The organism is Arthrobacter sp. JUb115 (assembly GCF_004365035.1).
Lineage (GTDB): Bacteria > Actinomycetota > Actinomycetes > Actinomycetales > Micrococcaceae > Glutamicibacter.
Genome location: NZ_SOBS01000011.1, coordinates 1 through 15,976 on the forward strand (window position 1 = coordinate 1; position 15,976 = coordinate 15,976).

Genomic DNA, 15,976 nt, shown 5'->3' on the forward strand with positions numbered 1-15,976 from the left:
ACCGGTAACGGTACCGGCTAGCAGCACCGTCAGCACGATGCCCAACCCGAGATAGTGCCCGCGGCGGCGGCCGACCAGTCCAGCTTCGGTGACCAACTTTTTGACGTGGAAGAAACTTTGAGGATCACCGGGTTTAACGGTGGGTGCTGGAGCGTCCAGCAGAGAACTGCGAGGCAAATATAATCCTTGATTGAAAGAGCTCGCTGCGTCGTGAACAATAAATTACCCGACCGAGCCTATTACCCCCATTCTACTCAGGTTCACGGCCGCTCTCGCTGTTCTTCCGCTGTCAGATTCTGCTCTTTCACATATTTCTTTGAGTTCTATCCAGCTTTGAGGGCCAGTGACGCTGCGATGCGTGTGAGCGCTTCCTCGTTGCCGATCTGCAGCAGCTCAGCGATCATCGCGACCATTGCTTCACCTAGCCGTGCAAGGATGGCCACGGCTTGCGTGTTGCCTCCTTCCAGCTCGGAGGCGATGATCAGGAAGGCTTCTCGGTCTTGGCGGACCAGTGATGTCAGTAGTGCGATACCTAGTGCTGCTTCAGGGCTGTTGCCCATGAGATATTCCCATCGATGAAGATAAATTCGGATGTTTCTTCCGTACACGCGGCGCAACGTCGGCAGCATCTTGAGCCTAGCAGGGTATTGAGGGAGCAGCTTCTCGTAATACAGCGCCTGCCAAGCGCCCAGCGCTGGATCCCGAATAATCGATCGCAGTAGGGCCCATGGAGCAACTGTAGTAACTCTGTGAAACTTCCAGTGCCTCTGAAGTGCCCGGGCCCACTGCTTCAAAGCTGTGATATTAGTGGCTTAGGGGCATGACTCTCCTTGATTAGCGAGCACGGACCTGACGACCAGTGCGGCCCTGAAAGTTCGTTATTCGAAAGTGCGAGCGAGTGATTGATGCCAAGTAATTGGTCCTTTGCTGGAGTAGCAGACGGGCCTACTCGATACTAAAGTGGCAACGCGACAGCCCTAGGGAACCTGTTTTTCATCTTGGGGAAATGAACGAGTCGACACCTAGCAGTTGGGTGTGGACATGGAGCAAAAGATTCTGGACCGGGTTTGTTGTCAGAGGTGCGAGCAACTTCTGGGCGCCAGTATTGTCGGCAGTTTTACACGGCATGACCTGCTTACTTGCCAGATTGAATGTGCCAATAAGAGTGGGCGGCGACAGGTGCTCCCTGACGACTCCGGTAAGTTCTGCCTCTAATCGGTTGCCATCATGATCCCAACCCAATCCCGGTCGCAGCTCCCACTGGCTATGGAAAAGCTGGGACAAGACATCATGTCGAGATTGGCCGGCCGACAGCCCTATGTTCCTCAGGGATAAGGTGCTGTCGAGAACATAGCTGGGGAGCACGATCAGGGGCTTACCTTGGCTTTTCCTCCCAATGGTGGTTATATCCCGGGGATGCTGGCACGATCATCCTACTGCCACTATTGCTGACCGTGCGATCAGCGTGAACAAAGGAGCATCATGCATCTGCCCGTACCCCGCGGAGACCTGTCCCAAGCGCTGAACAATGCGTTGCTGTGCAACCCCTCGGAGGAATACGCAGCCTATTTGGCAACGGTCGCAACTGATCGGTTGGCTGCGGCTTCGGATGTGCTGGATGACGGGGACCTGCAGCTGAGCCTTTTCGTGCTCTACGAACTGCACTATCGGGGATTTGAAGAAGTCGATGACCGCTGGGAATGGGACCCCGGGCTCCTTTCGCTTCGGGCCCGGATCGAGGAGGCTTTCGAGCAAGCGCTGCGCGAGGCGGCAGGCTCGATTCCAAGCGTGGAACCCAGCTCCGCGAAAGTGGCCCAAGCCCTGTTCGAGCTTGCTGCTGATGATGCTGGGCCGTCGGTTTCGAAGTTCATCCAGCGCAAGGCCACTGCCGGCCAAGCACGCGAATTCCTGATACTGAAGTCGATTTACCAGCTCAAGGAAGCTGATCCGCATACCTGGGCGATCCCGAAACTCGAAGGCCGTGCAAAAGCCGCCATGGTGGAGATCCAGGCTGATGAATACGGAAATGGGCAGCTGCCGCGAATGCATAGCGAGCTGTTCAGGCAGACCATGAAGGGCGTGGGGTTGCGTGATGATTTCGGCGCGTACGTGGACCGCATACCGGCGGTGACGCTGGCGGCAGTGAACATGATTTCGCTCTTCGGCATGCACCGGCGCCTTCGGGGAGCCATCACTGGCCACCTGGCACTGTACGAGATGACTTCCTCAATACCCCAGGCCGCTTATGCCCGCGGGTTCCGGCGCCTGGGATATGAATCCCCGGTGACCGATTACTTCGATGAGCATGTGGAAGCTGATGCTGTCCATGAGCAAATTGCCGGCCGCGACCTCGCGGGCGGACTGGCTGAAGACGAACCGGATCTGGTGCCCGACATACTCTTCGGAGCCCAAGCCGCGGCAGCGGTTGACGCGTTGGCAGGCGCGAAGTACTTGGACGCGTGGGAAGCTGGAAGGTCGGCGTTGCATGCCGGAGCGGGGGCAGTGGTATGAGCGAGGGGCGCAGCGCTTCGGAAGCGGCCATGATTACTGTTTGCCCGCAGGGCCCATTGCTGCTCAGGGGAGAATTTGAAATCGTGGATGCCGAGGGGCAATCCATCGAGGCCCGGAAAGGGCCGGTCGCGCTATGCCGTTGCGGGGGCTCTGCCATCAAGCCTTTTTGCGATGGCACGCACAAGCTGATGAAGTTCGAGCGCCCGAAGTAGGACACTGGCTCCTGAAACGGGCTATTGCGCATCCGGTCCGCAGCGGGCCGGCACTGCCGGGACCTGCAGCGTTTGATGCCGTTCGCCGAGCTGCCTGCGCGGACGCGGGAATGCGGCTAGTTGGTGGATCCCGGGTGGCGCGATCCCAGCCGCCTGGAATGCAGTTGCGGCAAGCCTGCGTAGGGTTTGGCCGTCAAGCTGGCGCCCAGGGATTCCAAAGCGTCAGGGACGACGGAGCAGTCCTGATCATTGTGGGGCTGGCCCGCTGCATCGCCATGGTGTTCATCTGGAATGATCTGGCCTGCGGGGACCGGGAAGCGGCCGCGGTGCTGGTGGCCATCAACTCGGTCTTCCAGGTCATCGCCTTCGGTGCCCTGGGCTGGTTCTACCTGCAGCTGCTGCCATCGTGGCTGGGGCTGGAAACCACCAGCGCCGAGTTCTCCATTGCCGCGATCACCGCCTCGGTGCTGGTCTTCCTGGGCATTCCGCTGGTGGCCGGCTACCTGACCCGTACCCTGGGCGAAAAGGCCAAGGGCCGCGACTGGTACGAGGGAAAATTCCTGCCGAAAATCGGGCCGTGGGCACTGTACGGGCTGCTGTTCACCATCGTGCTGCTCTTCGCGCTGCAGGGCGATAACATCATCTCCAAGCCCCTGGATGTGCTGCGCATGGCGATCCCGCTGCTGATCTACTTCGTGGTGGTCTTCGGTGCCGGAATGCTCATCGGCCACTGGCTGAAGCTGGGCTACCCGCGCACCACCACCTTGGCGTTCACTGCCGCCGGCAACAACTTCGAGCTGGCCATCGCGGTAGCCATCGCCACCTTCGGTGCCACCAGCGGCCAGGCCTTGGCCGGGGTGGTGGGTCCGCTGATCGAGGTGCCGATCCTGGTTGCCTTGGTCTACGTGGCCCTGTGGTCCCGGAAATTCTTCCCGGCTGTAAGCACTTCGACTACTTCTGCCTAAGGACAACACCCATGACTGCTGCCGAAAAGCCTTCAGTTCTCTTTGTCTGCGTGCACAACGCGGGACGCTCCCAGATGGCCGCGGCCTTCCTCTCCCACCTCTCCGGAGGGCGCATTGAGGTCCGCTCGGCCGGTTCCGCCCCAGCCGACTCGGTCAACCCGGCCGCCGTTGAAGCCATGAAAGAAGTCGGCATCGACATGTCCGCGGAAATCCCCAAGGTGCTGACCACCGAAGCCGTGCAGGACTCCGATGTGGTGATCACTATGGGCTGCGGAGATGCCTGCCCATTCTTCCCGGGCAAAGAATACCTTGACTGGAAAATCGCCGATCCGCAGGATGTGACATTCGAGAAGACCAGCGAGATCTTCAGCGATATCGAGACTCGCGTTAACGATCTGTGGGAGCGTATCAAGGGCACCTAGTCTCGCTCTTGGCGAGGAGCCAGGCAGGCATGGCTTCCATGCTTCCAGTGAGTCCTAGTTCAACGCCAAAAGGCCTGGCGTCTGCCAGGCCTTTTGGTTTGGAAACCGCAGACTCCCTAGTGCGGATAGTAGAAAGCTTTCGCAGAACCCGGCGCGCAGCACCCAGCTAGTTTGCATGGGCTTCAATTGCAGCTCTTACCGCGAATTTCTGCGCTCAGATCGAGTCCGAGGCGCCGCGGGAAAACGGTGAGGCCACCGGCTGGTAAGCGAGAACCTGCGCCAAGAGCGGTTCGAATTCTTCTAACTGGGCCAACTATCGAGGACCAGTTCAAAACCCCCGCCGAGCATTTGCACGGATTTTTATCGGCAGCCTGGCTGCCCGTGCTTGCCTGCGCCCTCTTAGTGCTCGCCGCCGAGCTTTCCGCCTAGGCGTTCGCGCATCTTCAGGCTGGCGGTATTCAGACCCTCGATCTGAACGGTTTTGCCGTATTTCTCGTACTTCTCCGTAATGGCATCCAGCGATGCGATGGTAGAGGCGTCCCACAGGTGCGAGTTGTACATGTCGATGACCACGCGGTCCGGATCCTCGGCGTAGTGGAACTGGGTGTAGAGATCGTTGGAGGAGGCGAAGAAGAGCTCGCCATTGACCTCATACTTGGCGATCTGCTCCCCGAAGTGCTCCGCCAGGCGGCGTTCCACGGTGACCAGATGGGCCACCCGGTTGGCGAAGAGCACCATCGCGGTGAGCACGCCCACCCCGACGCCGATGGCCAGGTTGTGGGTGGCGACCGTGAAAGCCACGGTGATGAGCATGACCGTGGTTTCGCTCTTGGGCATCATGCGCAGCGTGGAAGGGCGGATGCTGTGCCAGTCGAAGGTGGCTATGGAAACGAAGATCATTACCGCGACCAGTGCGGCCATCGGGATCAGCGCCACGATGTCGCCCAGTGCCACGACCAGGATCAGCAGGAAGGTTCCGGCCAGGAAGGTGGAGATGCGGGTGCGTGCCCCGGAGGCCTTGACGTTGATCATGGTCTGCCCGATCATCGCGCAGCCGCCCATGCCGCCGAAGAATCCGGTGATGATATTCGCCGCGCCCTGGCCCCAGGATTCGCGGGTCTTGTTCGAGTGGGTGTCGGTGACGTCATCGACCAGCTTGGCGGTCATCAAGGACTCGAGCAGGCCGACGAAGGCCATGGCCAGTGCGTAGGGGAAGAGCACCTGCAGGGTTTCGAGGTTCAGCGGGATATCCGGGAAGAACAGTGTTGGCAGGGACTCGGGCAGCTGGCCCTTGTCGCCCACGGTGGGTACGGCAACCGAGGCGAATACGGTGATCAGCGTCAGCACCACGATGGCCACCAGCGGGGCGGGGATGGCGGTGGTCAGCTTGGGCAGGCCGAAGACGATCAGCAGGCCCAGGGCCACCAGCGGGTAGACCAGCCAGGGTACGCCGAGCAGCTCGGGGAGTTGGGAGAGGAAGATCAAGATGGCCAGAGCGTTGACGAATCCGACCATGACCTGGCGGGGGATGAAGCGCATCAGCTTGGCCACGCCCAGCAGGGCCAGTACCACCTGGAAGGCGCCTGCCATGATGACTGCGGCGATGAAGTAGTCCACGCCGTGGCTGGCTACCAGCGGTGCGATGACCAGCGCGATGGCGCCGGTGGCCGCGGAGATCATGGCGGGGCGGCCGCCGAAGAACGAGATGGACACCGCCATGGTGAACGAGGCGAACAACCCGATGCGCGGATCGACACCGGCGATGATGGAGAAGGCGATGGCCTCGGGGATCAGGGCCAGGGCCACGACCAGGCCTGCCAGCACCTCTGTTTTCAGCAGCCGCGGTGATTTCAGGGTGCGCAATACCGATTGGCGCTCGGTGGGACTCAGTGCGGAAGGATCCGCTGTGGTGCTGGTGCTCATAGGTGAGCTCCCTTCTTTTCAAGCCAGTAAGCGTGGGGCACGTGCAGTGCGTAGAATTCATGGGATGGGCATCATTGCGCCGCAGACGAGGCAAGAGCTGCCGGAGCGGTCGTAGAACTGATGCCGTCGAATATAACTCTAACCTAACGTAAGGGTAGGGTTGTAATTGGAGGAAACGGAGGACTTCATGGATCAAGCGAAGACCGAAGGTGCGGGCGGTTCGATGCATATCGGTGACATGGTCGAGGCTACCGGCCTGTCGCATCGCACCATCCGCCACTACGACGAGGTGGGGTTGCTGCCGGCGAGCACCCGCAGCGAAGGCGGTTTCCGGATCTATACCGACTCGGATCTGGCCCGCATGCTGGTGATCCGCTCGATGAAGCCGCTGGGCTTCTCGCTGGAGGAAATGGGGGAGCTGCTTGACGCGGTGGACGCGCTCGCGGCAGATCCGCAGGACTCCGTCGCCCGGGCCAAGCTCGATGACTACACCCAGCGTGCCAGCGCCAAGCGCGACAAGCTCGCGCTGAACTTGCAGCGTGCCGAGTCCTTCATCGCGGATCTTCGCACCAAGTAGGCCTGAAGCATGGAGATCCGCTTAGCCGCGATGGCGCAGAACCACTGGGCGGATGTCGCCCGCATCTATGCCAGCGGCATCGAGACCGGCCTGGCCACCTTCGAATCCGAGGTGCCGGCACGCGAGAAGTTCTTCGCGGCGAAAATTCCTGCCTTGTCGCTGGTGGCCATTGCGCCCGATGCCAAGGTTCTCGGCTGGGCTGCGGCCAGCCCGGTTTCGGCCCGCCCGGCCTACCACGGCGTGGTGGAGCACTCGGTGTACATTGATCCGGATCATGCCGGATGCGGCATTGGCACTCGGCTGCTGGCCGAGCTGATCGCCCGGGCAAGGGAAGAAGATTACTGGATGGTGCAGTCGGCAGTCATCGCCGGCAACGAAGCCAGCAGGGTACTGCATGCCAGGGCCGGGTTCCGCGAGGTTGGCCGGCGCGAGCGGATTGCCCGGGGTGCCCGCGGGGCAGTGGCGGGGCAATGGCTGGATACCGTCCTGTATGAGCTCAGGCTCTAGGTAGCGCCCTGCCCAGGTGGGTCTGCGGCCTAGCCCTTGGGTGCCAGGCTGGATCCCAGGGATTCCAGGGCGCCGGGGACCACGGAGAAGTAGGCCCATACTCCGCGCTTTTCGCGGTGCAGGATTCCGGCCTCCACCAGGATTTTCAGGTGGTGCGAGACTGTCGGCTGCTTGAGGCCCAGTGGTTCGGGCAGGTCGCAGACGCACGTCTCGGCCGACTCGCTGGCGGAGACGATGGACAGGATGCGCAGGCGGTTGGGGTCGCCCAGGGCCTTGAAGCGCAGCGCCAGCGCTTCGGCCTGCCCAGCATTGAGGATTGCCTCGCCTTGGGATGGCGTGCAGCAGGCGTCGGCTGCCGGTGCTGGGGAAGTCCCTCCGGCAGGATTCACGGTGGCTGTGCTCACGGGCCTTGGCTCTTTTCTTGGCTGGCGCCAGAGATTGACAAACGTCGATATGTTTCATCATACTCAAAACATCGACAATCGTCGATGCCTATTCTTGGAGTGATGAATCAGTGGCACCCGCGCCTGCGCTAGACACTGCCCCCGTGGCGGCAAAACTTTCCTTCCTGGACCGCTACCTGGCCCTGTGGATCCTGCTGGCCATGGTCGTCGGCTTGGGTCTGGGCCGCATCTTCCCTCAGCTGGGCGAGCTGCTGGACCGCTTCACCGTGGCCGGGGTCTCGGTACCCATCGCCATCGGCCTGCTGGTCATGATGTATCCGGTGCTGGCCAAGGTCCGCTACAACGAAACCGGCCGCGTGCTGGCCGACAAGAAGCTGATGATCACCTCGCTGGTGATCAATTGGGTCCTGGCCCCGGCGTTCATGTTCGTCCTGGCCTGGGTATTCCTGGCAGACCTGCCCGAATACCGCACCGGCCTGATCATTGTGGGCCTGGCCCGCTGCATCGCCATGGTGTTCATCTGGAATGATCTGGCCTGCGGGGACCGGGAAGCGGCCGCGGTGCTGGTGGCCATCAACTCGGTCTTCCAGGTCATCGCCTTCGGTGCCCTGGGCTGGTTCTACCTGCAGCTGCTGCCATCGTGGCTGGGGCTGGAAACCACCAGCGCCGAGTTCTCCATTGCCGCGATCACCGCCTCGGTGCTGGTCTTCCTGGGCATTCCGCTGGTGGCCGGCTACCTGACCCGTACCCTGGGCGAAAAGGCCAAGGGCCGCGACTGGTACGAGGGAAAATTCCTGCCGAAAATCGGGCCGTGGGCACTGTACGGGCTGCTGTTCACCATCGTGCTGCTCTTCGCGCTGCAGGGCGATAACATCATCTCCAAGCCCCTGGATGTGCTGCGCATGGCGATCCCGCTGCTGATCTACTTCGTGGTGGTCTTCGGTGCCGGAATGCTCATCGGCCACTGGCTGAAGCTGGGCTACCCGCGCACCACCACCTTGGCGTTCACTGCCGCCGGCAACAACTTCGAGCTGGCCATCGCGGTAGCCATCGCCACCTTCGGTGCCACCAGCGGCCAGGCCTTGGCCGGGGTGGTGGGTCCGCTGATCGAGGTGCCGATCCTGGTTGCCTTGGTCTACGTGGCCCTGTGGTCCCGGAAATTCTTCCCGGCTGTAAGCACTTCGACTACTTCTGCCTAAGGACAACACCCATGACTGCTGCCGAAAAGCCTTCAGTTCTCTTTGTCTGCGTGCACAACGCGGGACGCTCCCAGATGGCCGCGGCCTTCCTCTCCCACCTCTCCGGAGGGCGCATTGAGGTCCGCTCGGCCGGTTCCGCCCCAGCCGACTCGGTCAACCCGGCCGCCGTTGAAGCCATGAAAGAAGTCGGCATCGACATGTCCGCGGAAATCCCCAAGGTGCTGACCACCGAAGCCGTGCAGGACTCCGATGTGGTGATCACTATGGGCTGCGGAGATGCCTGCCCATTCTTCCCGGGCAAGCGCTATGAAGATTGGAAGCTGGAAGACCCGGCAGGGCAGGGCATTGACGGTGTGCGGCCAATCCGTGATGAAATCCGTGCCCGGATTGAGAACCTCATCGCCGACCTGCTGCCGGCCAGCTAAGCGCAGACCGTCTCCAGAATTCCAGTAGCCAAGGAGAAACCCATGCAGGAGAACCTTCCAGTCATCGTCATCGGCGCCGGCCCCATCGGCCTAGCCACCGCCGCCCACCTGCGCGAACGCGGGCAGGAAGTGCTTGTCCTGGAAGCTGGGGACAGCGCAGGCGCCGCAATAGCCCAGTGGTCCCACATCAAGCTCTTCTCCCCATGGCGCTTCAATATCGATGCGGCCGCCCGCCGGCTGCTGGAAACGCGCAGCGAGGGATACGCCGGAGGCTGGGAAGCACCGCGGATCACCAAGCTTCCCACCGGCGCGGAGTTGGTCAGCGAATATCTCCAACCGCTGGCCGCCCACCCCCAACTGTCACCGCGCATCCGCTACGGCCACCGCGTGGCGAAAATCAGCCGCGTGCTGGCCGACGGCCGCGGTGCCGACAAGGCACGCACCGCGCACCGCGATGAAGCCCCGTTCCTGGTGCGCACCGAAACTCCTGGCGGCCCGGTGGATCTTCTCGGTCGTGCCGTGGTTGATGCCAGTGGCACCTGGAACCAGCCAAGCCCGGTAGGCCGGGCCGGAATCCAGGCCATCGGCGAAGCGCAGGCGCACGAGCGCGGCTTGCTCATCTGCGGGCTGCCTGATCCGCTGGGCGCCGATGAGCAGGAGCTCGCGGGCAAGAAATTGCTGGTGCTTGGCGCCGGGCATTCGGCGGCGAATACCGTCATTGCCCTGGGCCGGTTGCAGAAGAAGTTCCCGGACACCCGGATCCTCTGGGGCCTGCGCGGGGCGGCCAACCCGATCCGGCTCTACGGCGGCGGAGCTGCTGACCAGCTCCCAGCCCGGGGCCAGCTGGGCACGTCGCTGCGCCGGCTGGTGGAGAACGGCAACGTGGAGCTGCTGGAAAATGTCTCCGTCGCTTCGATGAGCGCCGGCGAGCAGCTATCCGTGTCACTGGCTGACGGGCGCGAGCTGGGCGTCGACCGCATTATCGCTGCCACTGGTTTCCGCCCGGACCTGCAGATGCTCTCCGAACTGCGTCTGGACCTGGATGAATGCGTTGAAGCCCCGCGCCAGCTCGGGCCATTGATCGACCCGGAATTCCACAGCTGCGGAACGGTCAGCGCGCACGGCGAAAAGCAATTGGCGCACCCGGAAAAGAACTTCTACATCGTTGGAATGAAGAGCTATGGACGGGCTCCGACGTTCCTGATGGCTACCGGCTACGAGCAGGTGCGCTCCATTGCCGCTGGCTTGTCCGGCGATGCCGACGGGGCGGGCCGGGTTGAACTGGATCTGCCGGAAACCGGGGTCTGCTCCACGGATCTGGGCGGTTCCTGCGATGCCCCCGCGGCCAGCGACACCGCCTGCGGAACCGAGCCCGCCGAAGCTGCCAGCTGCTGCACCTCGCCGCAGCCGGTGAGCCTGGGATTAGCCACGGGAACACTGCACGGCAACAGCGAAGCGGCCGCCCAGTAAGCCAGCTTGGGCAAGGGGCGATCGCCACGGAAACTCGATGGAGCCAAGGGGCAGCGCGGCATAAGTCGCGCTGCCCCTTGGCTCCATTTTTCCCTCCAGGCCCGGGATAGGACCGCGTATCAGCTCACCGGGACCGGTGTGTTCCTGGCCGCCGGATCCTGCTGGGCTGCCGTGCCTCGGGTACCGGCACGCTGCGGGGCCGGCATTCCGGCGAGCGCCACCGCGCACACGGAAGTGAGCACCAGTGCGGTAGCCGGGGCGATGGCAGTCCACGGAGCCCGCTCGACATAGCCGATGCCTTCGGCCAGCAGCAGGCCCCACTCCGGGGTGGGCGGCTGCGCCCCGAGCCCGAGGAATCCGAGGGCAGCCAAAGCCAGTGCCACCCCGGGCAGCCGCAGCATCCCGTGCCTCAGCAGGGCCGGAAGCACCGCGGGCAGCAGATGCTGGACCCAGATCCGGCCGCGCGGCACCCCGGAGAGCGGAAGCCAGCGGATATGCGGCATGGCCCGGGCTTCGTCGAGCAGCGAGGCAGCATGCGTGGCCAGCGGAGGCCAGCTCACCCAGAGCACGGCCAGCGCCGCACCGCCCACCGAGGGGCCCAGCAAGGCCGCGATGACCACCCCGGCCAGAATCGGCGGAGTCGCGTTGGCGATTACCGCCGGCCCGCGCGAGATCTCGCCTGCTGCCGCGAGCAGCAGGCCGATCAGGATTGCGCAGGCCACGATTCCCAGCGCTGGGCCTACCGTGCCCAAGGTTCCGTGGGCCACGCGGGCCAGCAGATCCCGTCCGCTGGAATCGGCGCCGAATGGCAAACCGGCCCCCGGGGCTTGCAGCCTCTGGAAGGCAAGGGTGTAGGGGTCGCGCGGCAGTCCGAAAGCCAGGATGGCCAGCAGCGCGGTGCAGGTGATCGCCGCAGTCCAGCGCTGGATCCTGCCGTTGCCGCGCGCCTCGGGCGGGGCTGGCAGCGACCCGGCGGGCAGGGTGCCGCCGCGCAGAGCGCGCCGGGCCGCTGCGGTGAGCATTCCGATCAGCAGCGCCGATCCCGCCATCAGCAGCAGGCCGGCCTGCAAGGCGGGAATATCCTGCGCATTGGCCGCCCCGAGCAGGTAGCGGCCAAGCCCGGGCACCGCGAAGACCTGTTCTACGGCCACGGCGCCGCCGAGCAAGCCGATGAACACCAAGCCGAGCTGGTCGATGACTGCCGCGGCGGCCCGGCGCAGCACCCCGGAGAGGATGGCCGGCGCCGGAGCTCCGGCCAGGTGCCAGATCCCGGCCCAGCGTTCGGCGGCCACCGAGGCGATGGCATCGGCCAGCAGCCGGCCCAGCAATCCGCCGGCCGGGATGCCCAGGGCCAGTGCGGGCAGGACCGCGGTGTCCAGCCCGGTCCACCCGTAGGGCGGAAGCCATTGCAGCTGCACCGCCACCAGTACCAGCAGCAAGCTGGCCAGCAGGAATTCGGGCAAGGCGGTCAGTGCCACGCCCAGCGGCCCGGAACCGGAATGCGGCCGGTTGCGCAACACGCGCAGCGCGGCGGGCAGCACCAGGGCCAAGGCCACGGCGAGAGCGATGATGGTGGCGAAGGCGGTGAGCGTGGCGGAGACCGACAGCGCCCGCCAGGCGCCGGGAGCGATTTCTGCCCCGCTGACCCAGGAGCTGCCCAGATCCCCGTGCAGCACCCCGGACCACCATTGCAGGCTGGTGGCCAGCGGGCCCTGGTCCAGGCCCAGCTGCGCGCGCACGGAGGCCAACGCCTTCTCGGTGGGTTCCAGTTCGGCATAGCGTGCGCGCAGCACCGCGGCGGCCGGGTCCGTGCGCGAAAGCCAGGGCAGCGCGCCGGCTACCAGCAGCAGGGCCAGCGCGCTGAGCAGGCAGGATGCGAAGGACGGCCAGGAGAGGCGCCGCGCCTTCAGGGCGAACCAGTTCATCAGCGTTGCGGCTCCTGGTCGCTGTCCAGGCGGGTCTGCGCAGTGATCAGCTCGCGTTCGCGCGGATCCTGCGCGGCATCGCGCACGGCGGGACCCTCGCCCTGGATCACGCGTTCGTGCAGCAGCGCGATGGCCGCGTCGGTGCCCAGGATCCGGGCTTCGGCCAGCATGATCTGCTGCTGGCGCTGTTCCCCGGCTTCGGTTTCCGAGGCCCGGGCGATGGCCTGGTCCACGTCCTTGTCGCAGAGCTGGGCGATGGCGAAGCCGCCTTCGCAGGTGAAGTCGGAGGCGAAGTACGCAACCGGGTCCCCGGAATCAAGCACGGTGGCGCGCGAGAGGATGAAGGCATCGAAAGCGCCGTCCAGTGCGTCGGCCTCGATGTACTGGTATTCGCGCACATCCTGCTTCACGATGAATCCGGCCGCTTCCAGCTGCTGCTCCAGGATCACCGCGACTTCTGGCAGTTCGGCGCGGTCGGTGAAGGTGCCCAGGGTGATTTCCACGTCCTTGACCTTGGCTGGTTCGGCACGCTGGGCCAGCAGCTGCCGGTATTCTCCAGAATCGCGCAGCCTGGCGGCGTAGGGCAGGGCCGGGCCGAGCAGGCCCTCGGCTATATCGGCGCGGTTCTCGTACACCGACTCCACGATGGCCGTCCGGTCGATGGCTTCGCGGGCCGCGGCGCGCACCGCCGGGTCGGCGAACGGGCCCTTTTCGGTGTTCAGGTACAGCGTGTTGGTGCGCGGCATCGGTACTTCGGTGAGCAGTTCCTGGTCCACCGTGGCGGCCTGCCCGGCGGGGATGGCCTCGATGACATCTGCTTCCGAGGTGCGCAGCGCGGCGGCGCGGGCGGTGCCATCGGGCACGAACTTCACGTCGATGCCCGAGGCTGCGGCCTTTTCGCCCCAGTAGCCCTCGTACCGGTCCAGGGTGGCCCCCGAGATCCCGTCCACGTCCACGATCTGGAAGGGGCCGGTGCCGTGGCCGGCTGGATCCACCCCGTTGGCGGTGTAGGCTTCGGCGGCGAAGATGGCCAGCTGCGGGCTGGATAGCCGCTGGGGCAGCAGCGGGTCGGGATCCTCGGTGGCGATCCGCAGTCTGTGCTCCCCGCGCACCGCGACCTTCAATGCGGTTCCGTTCAGGATGCGCGGCACCGGGGTGGCGTCGATGGCCCGCTGCAAGGAGTTCGCCACGGTGTCGGCGGTCAGTGGCTGCCCGTTGTGGAAGCTGACTCCTTCGCGGATCTCGAAGTCCCAGGCAAGCTCGCCGCTGCGCTCCCAGCTGGTAGCCAATGCCGGCTGGGCGTCCCCGGACGCGTCGAGATTGACCAGGGTTTCGGCGGTGGACCAGCGCGAGAGCTTGAACGCGTCGTCGCTGAGCGGGCTGAGCCCGGAGCGGGGCGGCTGCATGTGGGCTACGGAGATGCGGCCGGTGCTTCCGGCCTGCTCGGCGGCCGCGGAGAAGCAGCCGCTGAGGGCAAGTGCCCCGGCCAGCGGGATGGTGAGCAAAGCCAGGGTCTTGGGGCGGGGTCGATTCATGGGTGCGAGGTCCTTGGGGATGGGTGATCGGTGATGGGTGATCAGCTGGTGGGCGGGTTATCGGGACGGTGGGCGGATGGCGATGGTGCGCGAGCATTGCGCGGCCAGCTGCGGGTCATGGGTGATCAGCAGCAAGGCAATGCCCGAGTTGGCGGCGGTGGAGAGCAGCTGGCCGGCGACTGCCTGGGCGGTGTCCGGATCCAGGGCGCTGGTCGGCTCGTCCGCCACCAGCACCGAGGGGTTCACCGCCACGGCGCGGGCCAGCGCGGCCCGCTGCAACTGTCCTCCGGAGAGCTGGTGCGGGCACCGATCCAGCAGCGCCGTGTCGAATTGCGCCAGCTCGGCAGCCCGGTCGATGCCCGTTCCGGGGCCGGCTGGGGGAGCCAACCGGTGGATGGCCTGCTGCAGCGAGGTGCGGATGCTCCAGCGCGGCACGAAGGCGGCGGCAGGATCCTGGGGCACGCCCTGGACCAGCCGGCGGCGTGCTGGCGCGTGGCTGCGCTTCGGTGCGCTCCAGTGCTGGCCCAGCACGCGGATTTCTCCGGAGTCCGGCAGTTCCAGGCCCAGCACGATGTCGGCCAGGGTGGATTTGCCGGCGCCGGACGGCCCGGTGACGGCCACCGATTCGCCCGGGGCCAGCGTGAAGCCAAGGGGCTCCAGGACCAGTCGGCGGGCTGCGCCGTGCCCGCGCAGTGCGCTGAGCGCGGATACTTCCAATGCGGGGATGCTCAAGCCGGTACCCGTTCCAGCCGGGGCGCGCGGGTGCTGGCGATCTTCCCGGAGTCCAGGACTAGGTGCCGGGTGGCCAGCGCCTGGGCAACTGCTGCGTCGTGGGTGACCAGCACCAGGGCCTGCTGCTGGCCCAGCAGGGTGCCCAGCAGTTCCAGGATGAGGTCCCGGGCGGTGTGGTCCAGGGCGCTGGTCGGTTCATCGGCAAGGATCACCGGGGCCTGGCTGAGCACGGCCAGGGCTATGGCGGCGCGCTGTGCTTGCCCTCCGGAGAGTTCTGCGGGACGTCGTGCGAGCAGTTGCGGATCGCCCAGCCCGGCGTCTTGCAGGATGCCGCGGACTTGCTGCGCGCTGGCGCCGGTGGCCTTGCGCAGTTGCCGTCCCAGCGGCAGCAGCGGATGCAGGGCGTCCTGGCCGCGCTGCGGGATGTAGCCGATGCGCGTTGATCCGGGAGTGCGGGTTCCGGTGAATTCCAGTCCGGGTGCCCAGTTCCCGGTGATCATCGACAGCAGCAGCGACTTGCCAGCACCCGACGGGCCGGTGATGACCACGCGCTCGCCGGGAAGAAGCATAAACTCCTCGACGTCGAGCAGCGGGCTGGCGGCGCCGGGCAGTCCCAGGCGCGCGTTACGCAGGCACAAGGCCGGGCTGGGCGGCAGTGGGGCGCGGGGCTGGCGGGCGAGCCCGGGCTCTTCAAGAGTCATAATGAGAATCATTATCACTTAAGTTTTCTCGGCAGCGCAAATCAGCCTGCGGGATCGGCAAGGCGGCCGTGGCGGGCCGCGGCTGCTGGCCAAGCTGGGTGAATTCGCCTAATTTTTCGTGGCCGTACCGAACCTCGGCGCTTGTGCATACCGTGGAATCAGGGTGCGGCAGCAAACTGAGCAAGAGGAGAAAGCGATGATGGAGTCGTTATGGCAGGCGAAGCGTTCTTCCGGTGGCACCGGCCAATTCCAGCCGGGCGCAACCCATGACGCCATCGTCGTGTGCCCTGGGCTCACCGGGTCCGCTACGCAGGACCTCGCTGCCATTGACTCGAGGACTGGCACCGGAGGGGACTAGGTGTCTGGAAAAGCAATTCGACGCCCACGGCGCCCGCCGAGTATTCATCGGCTGTAACCAAGGAATGATTTCGGAAAGTGCAGGGATGATGATTCACTGGAATTTCAAGT

16 protein-coding genes and 1 pseudogene are annotated in these 15,976 nt (G+C 64.8%); 10 read left to right on the forward strand and 7 right to left on the reverse strand.

The window, feature by feature from the left end:
- Nucleotides 1–323 precede the first annotated feature (323 nt).
- Nucleotides 324–560, reverse strand: a complete 237-nt coding sequence (locus EDF61_RS15880) for a hypothetical protein (RefSeq protein WP_105658704.1) — start codon at nucleotides 558–560, stop codon at nucleotides 324–326.
- A gap of 922 nt (nucleotides 561–1,482) precedes the next feature.
- Between EDF61_RS15880 and EDF61_RS15885 the strand changes: the two genes are divergently transcribed.
- The 4 genes and pseudogenes from EDF61_RS15885 to EDF61_RS15900 all read left to right on the forward strand — a co-directional run bounded on the left by EDF61_RS15885 (nucleotide 1,483) and on the right by EDF61_RS15900 (nucleotide 4,110).
- Entirely contained in the window at nucleotides 1,483–2,511 is a 1,029-nt protein-coding gene (locus EDF61_RS15885; protein ID WP_166650851.1) for an iron-containing redox enzyme family protein, read from the forward strand.
- On the forward strand, nucleotides 2,508–2,723 hold the full coding sequence (locus EDF61_RS15890) for a CDGSH iron-sulfur domain-containing protein (protein ID WP_133834746.1): 216 nt from the start codon (nucleotides 2,508–2,510) through the stop codon (nucleotides 2,721–2,723). Before EDF61_RS15885 ends, EDF61_RS15890 begins: the two co-directional genes overlap by 4 nt.
- A 242-nt stretch (nucleotides 2,724–2,965) precedes the next feature.
- A pseudogene (arsB, locus tag EDF61_RS15895) lies at nucleotides 2,966–3,688 on the forward strand (ACR3 family arsenite efflux transporter); the annotation flags it as partial.
- A gap of 11 nt (nucleotides 3,689–3,699) precedes the next feature.
- Nucleotides 3,700–4,110, forward strand: coding sequence for an arsenate reductase ArsC (locus EDF61_RS15900; RefSeq protein ID WP_133834747.1), 411 nt, complete (start codon nucleotides 3,700–3,702; stop codon nucleotides 4,108–4,110).
- 399 nt (nucleotides 4,111–4,509) lie between these two features.
- Here EDF61_RS15900 and EDF61_RS15905 read toward each other — a convergent pair whose 3' ends face one another.
- On the reverse strand, nucleotides 4,510–6,033 hold the full coding sequence (locus EDF61_RS15905) for a SulP family inorganic anion transporter (RefSeq protein WP_133834748.1): 1,524 nt from the start codon (nucleotides 6,031–6,033) through the stop codon (nucleotides 4,510–4,512).
- A 187-nt stretch (nucleotides 6,034–6,220) separates the two neighbouring features.
- Here EDF61_RS15905 and EDF61_RS15910 point away from each other — a divergent pair, with 187 nt between their 5' ends.
- A complete protein-coding gene (locus tag EDF61_RS15910; RefSeq protein ID WP_286172296.1) occupies nucleotides 6,221–6,610 on the forward strand; it encodes a MerR family transcriptional regulator in 390 nt (129 codons plus the stop codon).
- Between the two features lie 9 nt (nucleotides 6,611–6,619).
- Entirely contained in the window at nucleotides 6,620–7,117 is a 498-nt protein-coding gene (locus EDF61_RS15915; protein WP_286172297.1) for a GNAT family N-acetyltransferase, read from the forward strand.
- A gap of 29 nt (nucleotides 7,118–7,146) precedes the next feature.
- Here EDF61_RS15915 and EDF61_RS15920 read toward each other — a convergent pair whose 3' ends face one another.
- Complete coding sequence (locus tag EDF61_RS15920) at nucleotides 7,147–7,521, reverse strand: ArsR/SmtB family transcription factor (protein WP_133834749.1); 375 nt, start codon at nucleotides 7,519–7,521, stop codon at nucleotides 7,147–7,149.
- A gap of 143 nt (nucleotides 7,522–7,664) precedes the next feature.
- Here EDF61_RS15920 and arsB (EDF61_RS15925) point away from each other — a divergent pair, with 143 nt between their 5' ends.
- From arsB (EDF61_RS15925) to EDF61_RS15935, 3 genes are read left to right on the forward strand one after another with little or no spacing between them, the layout of a single operon-like run.
- Nucleotides 7,665–8,720, forward strand: a complete 1,056-nt coding sequence (gene arsB, locus EDF61_RS15925) for an ACR3 family arsenite efflux transporter (RefSeq protein ID WP_502699080.1) — start codon at nucleotides 7,665–7,667, stop codon at nucleotides 8,718–8,720.
- 11 nt (nucleotides 8,721–8,731) lie between these two features.
- Nucleotides 8,732–9,145 carry an arsenate reductase ArsC gene (locus tag EDF61_RS15930; protein WP_133834751.1) on the forward strand — a complete coding sequence of 138 codons (414 nt, stop codon included), beginning with the start codon at nucleotides 8,732–8,734 and terminating at the stop codon, nucleotides 9,143–9,145.
- 42 nt (nucleotides 9,146–9,187) lie between these two features.
- Nucleotides 9,188–10,615 (forward strand): FAD-dependent oxidoreductase, encoded by a 1,428-nt coding sequence (locus tag EDF61_RS15935; protein WP_133834752.1) that lies wholly within the window; start codon nucleotides 9,188–9,190, stop codon nucleotides 10,613–10,615.
- A 119-nt stretch (nucleotides 10,616–10,734) separates the two neighbouring features.
- On the opposite strand, the gene EDF61_RS15940 is transcribed toward EDF61_RS15935, so the two are convergent.
- Genes EDF61_RS15940 through EDF61_RS15955 form a run of 4 tightly spaced genes read right to left on the reverse strand, consistent with a single transcriptional unit; the run spans nucleotide 10,735 to nucleotide 15,508 of the window.
- Entirely contained in the window at nucleotides 10,735–12,540 is a 1,806-nt protein-coding gene (locus tag EDF61_RS15940) for an ABC transporter permease subunit (RefSeq protein WP_133834753.1), read from the reverse strand.
- A complete protein-coding gene (locus EDF61_RS15945; RefSeq protein ID WP_133834754.1) occupies nucleotides 12,540–14,075 on the reverse strand; it encodes an ABC transporter substrate-binding protein in 1,536 nt (511 codons plus the stop codon). Before EDF61_RS15945 ends, EDF61_RS15940 begins: the two co-directional genes overlap by 1 nt.
- A 57-nt stretch (nucleotides 14,076–14,132) precedes the next feature.
- A complete protein-coding gene (locus EDF61_RS15950; RefSeq protein WP_133834755.1) occupies nucleotides 14,133–14,807 on the reverse strand; it encodes an ATP-binding cassette domain-containing protein in 675 nt (224 codons plus the stop codon).
- Nucleotides 14,804–15,508 (reverse strand): ATP-binding cassette domain-containing protein, encoded by a 705-nt coding sequence (locus tag EDF61_RS15955; protein ID WP_105662163.1) that lies wholly within the window; start codon nucleotides 15,506–15,508, stop codon nucleotides 14,804–14,806. The genes EDF61_RS15950 and EDF61_RS15955 overlap by 4 nt, the downstream gene beginning before the upstream one ends.
- Before the next feature lie 196 nt (nucleotides 15,509–15,704).
- On the opposite strand from EDF61_RS15955, the gene EDF61_RS18850 reads away from it, so the two are divergent.
- Nucleotides 15,705–15,866 carry a hypothetical protein gene (locus tag EDF61_RS18850; RefSeq protein ID WP_166650852.1) on the forward strand — a complete coding sequence of 54 codons (162 nt, stop codon included), beginning with the start codon at nucleotides 15,705–15,707 and terminating at the stop codon, nucleotides 15,864–15,866.
- The last annotated feature ends 110 nt before the right edge of the window (nucleotides 15,867–15,976 follow it).